9 protein-coding genes are annotated in these 8,556 nt (G+C 69.1%); 5 read left to right on the plus strand and 4 right to left on the minus strand.

The annotated features are described in order from the left end of the window. Nucleotides 1-100 precede the first annotated feature (100 nt). Nucleotides 101-751 (plus strand): nitroreductase, encoded by a 651-nt coding sequence (locus A9X05_RS06675; RefSeq protein ID WP_067780133.1) that lies wholly within the window; start codon nucleotides 101-103, stop codon nucleotides 749-751. Nucleotides 752-779: 28 nt separating this feature from the next. Here A9X05_RS06675 and A9X05_RS06680 read toward each other — a convergent pair whose 3' ends face one another. The 3 genes from A9X05_RS06680 to A9X05_RS06690 form a co-directional block, all read right to left on the minus strand. Next, complete coding sequence (locus A9X05_RS06680; protein ID WP_067780136.1) at nucleotides 780-1,607, minus strand: oxidoreductase; 828 nt, start codon at nucleotides 1,605-1,607, stop codon at nucleotides 780-782. A gap of 1 nt (nucleotide 1,608) precedes the next feature. Beyond that, nucleotides 1,609-2,853, minus strand: coding sequence for a hypothetical protein (locus A9X05_RS06685; protein ID WP_067780139.1), 1,245 nt, complete (start codon nucleotides 2,851-2,853; stop codon nucleotides 1,609-1,611). A gap of 61 nt (nucleotides 2,854-2,914) precedes the next feature. Next, nucleotides 2,915-3,358, minus strand: coding sequence for a nuclear transport factor 2 family protein (locus A9X05_RS06690; RefSeq protein ID WP_067780142.1), 444 nt, complete (start codon nucleotides 3,356-3,358; stop codon nucleotides 2,915-2,917). Nucleotides 3,359-3,454: 96 nt separating this feature from the next. Here A9X05_RS06690 and A9X05_RS06695 point away from each other — a divergent pair, with 96 nt between their 5' ends. Beyond that, a complete protein-coding gene (locus A9X05_RS06695; protein WP_067780148.1) occupies nucleotides 3,455-4,345 on the plus strand; it encodes an SDR family NAD(P)-dependent oxidoreductase in 891 nt (296 codons plus the stop codon). 2 nt (nucleotides 4,346-4,347) lie between these two features. Next, nucleotides 4,348-5,169, plus strand: coding sequence for a mycofactocin-coupled SDR family oxidoreductase (locus A9X05_RS06700; RefSeq protein ID WP_067780145.1), 822 nt, complete (start codon nucleotides 4,348-4,350; stop codon nucleotides 5,167-5,169). A gap of 62 nt (nucleotides 5,170-5,231) precedes the next feature. On the opposite strand, the gene rpmB is transcribed toward A9X05_RS06700, so the two are convergent. Further along, on the minus strand, nucleotides 5,232-5,426 hold the full coding sequence (gene rpmB, locus A9X05_RS06705) for a 50S ribosomal protein L28 (RefSeq protein ID WP_067749870.1): 195 nt from the start codon (nucleotides 5,424-5,426) through the stop codon (nucleotides 5,232-5,234). 262 nt (nucleotides 5,427-5,688) lie between these two features. Here rpmB and A9X05_RS06710 point away from each other — a divergent pair, with 262 nt between their 5' ends. Together A9X05_RS06710 and A9X05_RS06715 are read left to right on the plus strand one after the other, a co-directional pair. Beyond that, nucleotides 5,689-7,377, plus strand: coding sequence for a DAK2 domain-containing protein (locus A9X05_RS06710; RefSeq protein ID WP_067780151.1), 1,689 nt, complete (start codon nucleotides 5,689-5,691; stop codon nucleotides 7,375-7,377). A gap of 2 nt (nucleotides 7,378-7,379) precedes the next feature. Then, nucleotides 7,380-8,556: DEAD/DEAH box helicase (locus A9X05_RS06715; RefSeq protein ID WP_156736526.1), on the plus strand; the 1,177-nt coding region annotated here is incomplete at its 3' end.

Genomic DNA, 8,556 nt, shown 5'->3' on the forward strand with positions numbered 1-8,556 from the left:
CCTCCGCGACACCGACGACGACGAACCCGTTTGACGTAACGACCCGTTTCGCCCGGCTCCGCCGCGCTCACGATCGCCGCGGGCCTGACACCATGAAGCTATGTACGACTTGGAAGACACCATCCGGGAGCGGCATTCGACGCGGCTGTTCCTGCCCGACCCAGTGCCGCGCCACCTGGTGCGGGAATCGCTGGAGCTGGCCATGCGCGCGCCGTCGAACTCCAATGTGCAGCCATGGCACCTGGTTTTCGTCGCCGGCGCCGCCCGCGACCGGTTGGTGACCGCGATGCTGGAAAAGGCCCGCGCCGAACCGCCCCGGGTACCGCAGCTGCCTGCCGAGTTCGCCCATTTCCGCAGCGACACCGGCGCACACGTGTACGGCTCGATGGGCATCGCCCGCCACGACAGCGAGGCGCGGCGTATCGCCGTGTTGCGCAACTGGGAGTTCTTCCGCGCCCCGCTGGGTGCCATCGTGTGCATGCATCGCGACCTCGGCTACGCCGACAGCATGGGAGTGGGTATGTTCCTGCAGACCTTGCTGCTCGCCCTGACCGCGCGCGGGTTGGGAAGCTGCGTGCAGGTGGCGATCGCCGGGTACCCCGACGTGGTGCGCGAGCAGCTGAACATTCCGCCGGAGCTGAACATCCTGTGCGGCCTGTCCATCGGCTACTCCGACCCCGATTTCCCCGCCAACAGGTTGCGCATCGGGCGCGACGCGGTGGACGAGCACGCCGTGTTCCTCGACGAGTGAGGACCTCTGATGACACCCAAAGTCGCCGCTAATCCGCGAAGTTCACGTCCTTGGTGACGGATTTCCACTCTTCGATCGACGATGACAGCGCGGCGAGCTTGTCGCGCATGGCCTTGAGCACGTCACGGCCCAGCAGCAGCCGCAGCGGCGGCTCGTCGAGCGTGGTCACCATCAGCACGGCCTCGGCGACCTTCCTCGGATCACCGGGAAGATGATCGGCGAACTGCTTGATCAGGTCCTTGCGCGCCGCCACGTCGACGTAATCGGCGATCGGGGTACTCGACTCCTTCATCGATCGCGTCGCCCAGTCGGTGCGGAAGGCGCCCGGCTCGATGGCGGTCACCTTGATCCCCAGCGGCCGCACCTCGGTGGCGAGCGCCTCGGTGATCGCCTCCAGCGCGAACTTCGTCGACGAGTAATAGGCGTTCGGCGGATTGGCGACCAGGCCGGTCATCGAGGACATGTTGATGATGTGCCCGGAGCGACGGGCGCGCATCGCCGGCAGCACCGCCTTGATCATGTTGACCGCGCCGAAGTAGTTGACCTCGAACAGCTGTCGAACCTCGGCGTCCTCGCCCTCCTCGACGGCGGCAAGGTAGCCGTGGCCGGCGTTGTTGACCAGGACGTCGATGCCGCCGAACGTCGCGTCGGCCGCCGCCACCGCCGCCGCGATCTGCTCGGGGTCCGTCACGTCGAGCGTGACGGCCCTCGCCCGGTCACCGAACTCGTCGGCGAAATCGCGCACCGAGTCGGCGCGCCGCGCGGTCACCACCGCGCTGTGGCCCGCTTGTAAAGCGGCGCGGGCGATTTCGCGACCGAAGCCGGTCGAGCATCCGGTGATCAGCCAGCGCGCCATCTCAGGCCGACCCTTCCGGCAGGCGCCGCAGATACGCGCTGCGCCGGTCGGCGAGTTGCGCCGCGCGCTCCTGCGGGCTCACCGATGGCAGTTGCGGCACCTCGGCGTCGAGGCGGTCCAGCTTGACCACCCGGCCGCGCGCGCCGAGGTCTTCGCGGGGACCCGCCTCACCGAATTCGGCCATGCGCAGGGTCAGAATGCCCTCGAGCAGGCCGTCGGAGTCGATCCAGTTGGCCACTCCGGGGTCGGTCGGCGCGATCACGTATGTGTAGCTGCCGTCCTCGTTGGCCAGCGATTGCGCCTTGTTGAGGCTGCCGGTGCGGTCGAGGATGTCCAGCGTGGTGCCCCAGATGTTGCTCAGCGGCACCGTGAAGTATTCGGCCCCACCGTCGTTGAGGTCCACCACGAATGCCTCGTCGGGTGCGAGGTCGAAGCGACCCATGACGTAGACCTGGTTGCGCATCGCGCCGGCCTTGTCGGCCGACCAGGCCAGGTTGAAATGGTTGGGTGGCATCTTGTACACGCCGTGGCTGAGCTTGCCGGTGAAGTTGGCGAAGTAGTCCATCATCGCCGCGGTGGCCTCGGCCTGCTCGTCGAGCGTGCGCGCCGGTGCGGCCGGCGGCCCGCCAAGGCGTTGCACCTCAAGGTGATTGGGGTCGTCCCTGCCCCAGTCCAGCAGCACGTCGCGGATGTAGAACTCGTGCGCCTCGGGGGTGGTTTGCGCGTGGTTGGGCCGCCCGCCCGCGGGGTCGGAGTCGACGGTGATGGTGAAGCTGCCGTCGGAGTCGACCCGCATGGTGCGCCCGTTGAGCACGCCGACGGTGCCCATGCGCGCGTCCCACAGCGTGAAGTAGTTCTCGGTCATCCGGTGCTCGCCCACCCTGCCGCGGATTTCGTAGCGCTCGTCGCCGGAGATCGGGATCACCCGGTACACGCTGTCGGGATTGTCGATGCCCCAGCGTGATCCGGGGATGCGCCGGCCGTCGACGGGGTGCGCCAGCCGCGTGATACAGCTGACCTTGGGCCGCAGCTTGTCCTGGTTGGACGACCACACCGCCGCCGAGAACATCACCTCGGCGAACGCGTCGTCGAACCGCTCCCGCATCGCCTGCGACGCCTTGGCCCGGCCCAGCCAGGTCTCGGCCACCGATTGATAAGCGGCCTTGACGACCGGGTGCTCGATCAGCTCGAGTGCGGCCAACTCCTGTTCGTGCTGCGAGGCCGTCGCGACGGGGTCATCAGGCATGCGCTCTTCTTTCGGTGCGCTTTTCAAAAGTATTTTCGTCCAACGTAAGTAGCCGACCCGCTCAGAACTTCAAATGCCGGCTGACGTCGCCGACCTGGTCGACGAACATGGTGCGGCTGTCGAACCGCCAGGCGCCATCCACCCGGTGGAACGTGTCCTTGTAGTGCCCCGTCACGATCACCTGCAGCGGTAGGTCGGGGGTGGCCTGGGTGACGCAGTAGTAGGACGTGCTGCGGGCGGTCCCCGCCGCCTCGTCGATGTGCAGCTGCACGTTGGTGGTGTTGTGCTTGGTCTTGGGGGTGCCGTCTTCGTAGATGCGCGTGGCCATCTCATACATCTCGCGCACCCGGGCGGCGCCGGCGAACACCGTCTCCGGTGGCCCGTTCTCCACGCCGCAGATGCGGCCGTGCTCGAAGAGCCGGGCGACCCCGTCCAGGTCGCCACCGTCGAGAAGCTCGGCGTAGGTGTAGATCAGGTTGGTGATTTCTGTTGCGCTGTCACTCATGTGGACCACCCGTCGAACCCATGTCCTCCGCTTCCGCGAACAATGGTGGCAGAACCGGTCCAATTTACATAGAACCGACCATTACTCTTGATCGCCGTGACCCTACCTTGGACGCCGAGCCGGCTCGGCAACCTGACCGGCAAACGAATCGTCGTGACCGGAGCGACCAACGGCGTCGGGCTCGGGACCGCCCGCGCCCTGGCCAAAGCCGGCGCACACGTGATCATGGCGGTGCGCAACACCGAGCTGGGCGAGCAACGCGCCACCCAGATGGGCGGCTCGACCGCGGTGGCCAGGGTCGACCTCGCCGACCAGGCCTCGGTGCGCGCCTTCGCCAGTTCGATCGACGACGACGTCGACATCCTGATCAACAACGCCGGCGCCCTGACCGAACGGCGCACCGAAACCGTCGACGGATTCGAGAAGACCCTGGCCACCAACCTGCTCGGCCCGTTCGCCCTGACCAACCTGCTCCTGCCCAGGGTGCGCTCGCAGATCATCAACGTCGGCTCCGACGCGCACCGGTCGGCGACGCTGCACCTGGACGACCTGCACCTGCGCCGGCACAAATGGACCCGGCTGGGCGCCTACGCGCAGTCCAAGCTCGCGGTCATGCTCTGGGGCCTCGAGCTGGACCGCAGGCTGCGTGCGGCCGGGTCGCCGGTGGTCGCCCAGCTCACCCATCCGGGCTGGGTGGCGTCGAACCTGTCCCAGCTCGGCGACTCGCCGCTGATGGCGGCCGCCCACAAGGTGGTCAAGGTGGTGGCCGACCGGCTGGCCAACGACATCGACGAGGGCGCGGCCCCCACGCTGTACTGCATCAGCGGACCGTTGCCGCCCGGCAGCTACGTCGGGGTGACCGGGAGGTTCGGCCTGCGCGGCGGGCCGGTGCTGATCGGCCGGTCGCCGGTCGCGTGTGATTACGGCGCGGCCGCCCGCCTGGTGGCCTTCGCCGAGCAAGAGACCGGCACGAAGCTGGAGGTGTAGCCATGGGTGAACTCGACAACAAGGTCGCCGTCATCACCGGTGCGGCGCGCGGCCAGGGCCGCAGTCACGCGGTGGCCTTCGCCGAACAGGGCGCCGACATCATCGCGGTCGACATCTGCGCCGATATCGACGCGATTCCCTACCCGCTGGGCACCAAATCGGAGCTCGAAGAGACCGCCCGGCTGGTCGAAGCCGCGGGCCGCAAGGTAGTCCCCGTCGTCGCCGACGTCCGCGACCTGCCGCAACTTCAGGCCGCGGTGCAAAGCGGCATCGACGAACTCGGGGAGGTGGACATCGTCGTCGCCAACGCCGGCGTGGTGGCGATCGGTGACCCGGAAGCCCATTCCGAACCGGTGTTCAACACGATCGTCGACACCAACCTCAAGGGCGTGTGGCACACACTGCTGGCGACGGTGCCGTCGATCATCCGCAAGGGGCAGGGCGGGTCGATCGTGCTGGTCAGCTCGTCGCAGGGGCTGACAGGCCGGGGCGGCGACGGCAGTGCGGCGATGTTCGCCTACGCGGCGTCCAAGCACGGGGTGGTGGGATTGATGCGGTCGGCGGCCAACGCCTATGCGCCACACAAGATCCGGGTCAACTCGGTGCACCCGAGCGGCGTCATGACCCCGATGATCCTCAATGACTTCGTCGTCAACCGGATGCTGGAGAACCCGAACCCGGCCGTCTCGCAGATGCTGCTGCCCGACGTGCCGTTGGTCGAAGCGCAGGACGTGACCGAAGCGGTGCTGTGGCTGGTCGGTCCCCGCGCCCGCTACGTGACGGGCGTGTCGATACCCGTCGACGCCGGGCATGTGGTGATGTAGCCCGGACTAGCCGCGATGGTGGCGACCCGCAGCGCCCGGCTACGGAGCGCTTGCGATCGCCCCTAGCCCCGGACGACCTTGCCGGCCTTGATGCAGGACGTGCAGGCGTTGAGGCGTTGCTTGTTGCCGCCCGGGCGGGTGACAACGTGCACGGTCTGGACGTTGGGGTCCCACCGGCGGCTGGTGCGGCGGTGGGAGTGCGACACCGACTTGCCGAAGCCGGGGCCTTTCCCGCAGATGTCGCACACAGCGGCCATGGTTCAAGCTCCTCAAATCTCGGGGGTCCGGCTCGGCGGTCTGACACGGGGCCGGGAAAGCCCGGGCTGACCCGGGCCCAACCAGGATACCGACTCCGGTGGCAACCACCAAAACGATCACCACCACTGTCGGCCCGTCTGGCTAGGCTCAATGGGTCGGATCGACCCGCCCGCGGGGTGGTGGTCACGGGCGGCCGTCGCCCGGGTCGCCGGGCTACGCTGGCGCCCACCGGGGGGCGGGTTGTGGAGGAGGTGGCTGACACTGGGAACGTCGGAACGTCTGCTCGACGCGATCGCCCTGCGGGATTGGGCGCACACCGCCGTCAGCGACCTCATCACCCACATCGACGAGATCAACCGGCTCAACGTCTTCCCGGTCGCCGACTCCGATACCGGCGCCAACATGCTGTTCACGATGCGTTCGGCACTGGCCGAGGCGAACGCCGGGCTGAATTCCGAGGGCGGCTCGGCCTGCGTCGCCCGGGCCGCCGCCGCGATGTCGGCCGGCGCCCTGAACGGCGCGCGCGGAAATTCCGGGGTGATCCTGTCGCAGATTCTGCGCGGAATCGCCGACGTCACCGCCGTCGCGGCCGCCGATTGCGGCGGTGAGCTGCCGCACATCGATGCCGCCCTTCTGGCGGCGTCGATGCGGCGCGGCGTGGACCTGGTCATCGCCTCGATGGGCGGGGAGGAAATCCCGGGGACCATCGTCTCCGTGCTGCGGTCCGCGGCCGACGCCGTCGGGGAGTGCGCCCAGGCCGGGGACGGGCTCACCCCGGCGATCATCGCCGCCGGAGACGCCGCGGTCGTCGCGCTGGAGAAGACGACCGAGCAGCTCGACGTGCTCGCCGACGCCGACGGCGCGGACGCCGGTGGCCGGGGCTTGCTCGTCCTGCTCGACGCCCTGCGCACCACCGTCACCGGTCAGGCGCCCGCCCGAACCGTGTACGAGCTGTCGCCGCGGACGCCGCAACCGGACGCCGCCGCCGAGCGCCCCGCGCCGCAATTCGAGGTGATGTACCGCTTGGACGGCTGCGATGCGGCCGCCGCGGACGCGCTGCGGGACCGGCTCGGGGAGCTGGGCGATTCCGTGGGCATCGCGGCCGCGACGTCGTCGGCCGAGCGCACCTACTCGGTGCATGTGCATACCGACGACGCCGGCGCGGCGGTCGAGGCGGGGCTCGCGGCGGGGCGGCTGAGCCGCATCGTGATCTCGGCGCTGAGCTCGGGCGCCGCCGGGCTGCCGGTCGGCGGCTGGACGCGGGAGCGGGCGGTGCTGGCCGTCGTCGATGGCGAGGGCGCCGCCGAGCTGTTCGGCGGGGAGGGCGCGTGCGTGCTGCGGCGCGATCCGTCCGCCGGCGACACGGTGAACATCAGCGCGCACCAGCTGATGCGCGCGGTCATCGACACCGGCGCCGCGCAGGTGATGGTGCTGCCCAACGGGTACGTGCCCGCCGAGGAGCTGGTGGCGGGGTGCACCGCGGCGATCGGCTGGGGGATCGACGTCGTGCCGATCCCGACGGCGTCGATGGTGCAGGGGCTGGCAGCGCTGGCCGTGCACGAAACCGGCCGGCAGGCGGTGGACGACGGCTACACCATGGCCCGCGCCGCCGGTGCGGCCCGGCACGCGTCCGTGCGCATCGCGACCGAAAGCGCGTTGACCTGGGCCGGCCGCTGCCAGCCGGGCGACGGGCTGGGCATCGCGGGCGACGAGGTGCTGATCGTGGCGGCAGACGCGATCGGGGCGGCCATCGGCCTGCTGGATCTGTTGCTGGCGTCCGGCGGGGACCTGGTGACGGTCCTGGTCGGCGCCGCCGTCGAATCGGACGAGGACGTCGCGGCCGTGAGCGACACCCTGCAAAAGCACATGCACGACCACCACCCGGGCACCGAGCTGGTCACCTACCGCACCGGCCATCGCGGTGACGCGCTGTTGATCGGGGTCGAGTAGCCGTGGCGTCGCTGGCCGACCGGCTGGACTTCGTGGTGGGCGCCAAGGCGGCCGATCAGCTGGCAGAAGAGTTGGGCATTCGCACCGTCGACGATCTGTTGCGCCACTACCCGCGCAGCTACACCGAGGGCGCGACCCGGTGGGACGCCGACGACCAGCGCCCACCGGCCGGCGAGCACATCACCATCGTCGACACGATCACCGAAACCAAGACCTGGCCGATGAAGAAGACCCCGAAGAAGGTCTGCCACCGCATCACCCTCGGCGCCGGCCGCAACAAGGTGACCGCCACCTTCTTCAACGCGAATTATCTGAAGAAGGACCTGACCGAAGGCACCAAGGTGATGCTGTCCGGGGAGGTCGGATTCTTCAAGAACGTCATGCAACTGACACACCCGGCCTTCCTCATCCTCGATTCCCCGGACGGCAAGAACCGTGGCACCAGCTCGCTGAAGAACATCGCGATCGCCTCCCAGGCCACCACCGGCGAGGTGCAGATGGCGGCGTTTGAGCGCGCTTTCTTTCCGATTTATCCGGCGACCACGAAGGTGCAGAGCTGGGACATCTTCAGGTGCGTGCGCCAGGTACTCGACGTCCTGGACCCGGTGGACGACCCGCTGCCAGCGGACCTGTGCAGCCGCCACGGCCTGGTCTCCGAGGACCGCGCGTTGCGCGACATCCACCTCGCCGAAGACCAGTCGGCGCGGCGGCGGGCGCGGGAGCGGCTGACGTTCGACGAGGCCGTGGGGTTGCAGTGGGCGCTGGTCACCCGCCGGCACAGCGAGCTGTCGGAATCGGGACCCCCGGCGCCGCCGCGCCCCGACGGCTTGTCCGCGGAACTGTTGGGGCGCTTGCCGTTCGAGCTGACCGCCGGGCAGCGCGAGGTGCTCGACGTGTTCGCCGGGGAACTCTCGGCAACCCGGCCGATGAACCGCCTGCTGCAGGGCGAGGTCGGGTCGGGCAAGACGATCATCGCGGTGCTGGCGATGCTGCAACTGGTGGACGCCGGTTACCAGTGCGTGCTGCTCGCGCCGACGGAAGTACTCGCGGCCCAACACCTTAGGTCCATCAATGACGTGCTGGGCCCGCTGGCGATGGCCGGCCAGCTCGGTGGCGCGGACAACGCTACGCGCGTGGCCCTGCTCACCGGTTCGATGACCGCGGCGCAGAAGAAGCAAG

The organism is Mycobacterium sp. E3298 (genome assembly GCF_001666895.1).
Taxonomy (GTDB): Bacteria; Actinomycetota; Actinomycetes; order Mycobacteriales; family Mycobacteriaceae; genus Mycobacterium.

What these genes read in the sequence shown, in the direction of transcription:
- rpmB (WP_067749870.1), bottom strand. Translation starts at nt 5,426, where the DNA reads ATGGCCGCTGTGTGCGACATCTGCGGGAAAGGCCCCGGCTTCGGCAAG.
- A9X05_RS06700 (WP_067780145.1), top strand. Translation starts at nt 4,348, where the DNA reads ATGGGTGAACTCGACAACAAGGTCGCCGTCATCACCGGTGCGGCGCGC.
- A9X05_RS06675 (WP_067780133.1), top strand. Translation starts at nt 101, where the DNA reads ATGTACGACTTGGAAGACACCATCCGGGAGCGGCATTCGACGCGGCTG.
- A9X05_RS06685 (WP_067780139.1), bottom strand. Translation starts at nt 2,853, where the DNA reads ATGCCTGATGACCCCGTCGCGACGGCCTCGCAGCACGAACAGGAGTTG.
- A9X05_RS06690 (WP_067780142.1), bottom strand. Translation starts at nt 3,358, where the DNA reads ATGAGTGACAGCGCAACAGAAATCACCAACCTGATCTACACCTACGCC.
- A9X05_RS06680 (WP_067780136.1), bottom strand. Translation starts at nt 1,607, where the DNA reads ATGGCGCGCTGGCTGATCACCGGATGCTCGACCGGCTTCGGTCGCGAA.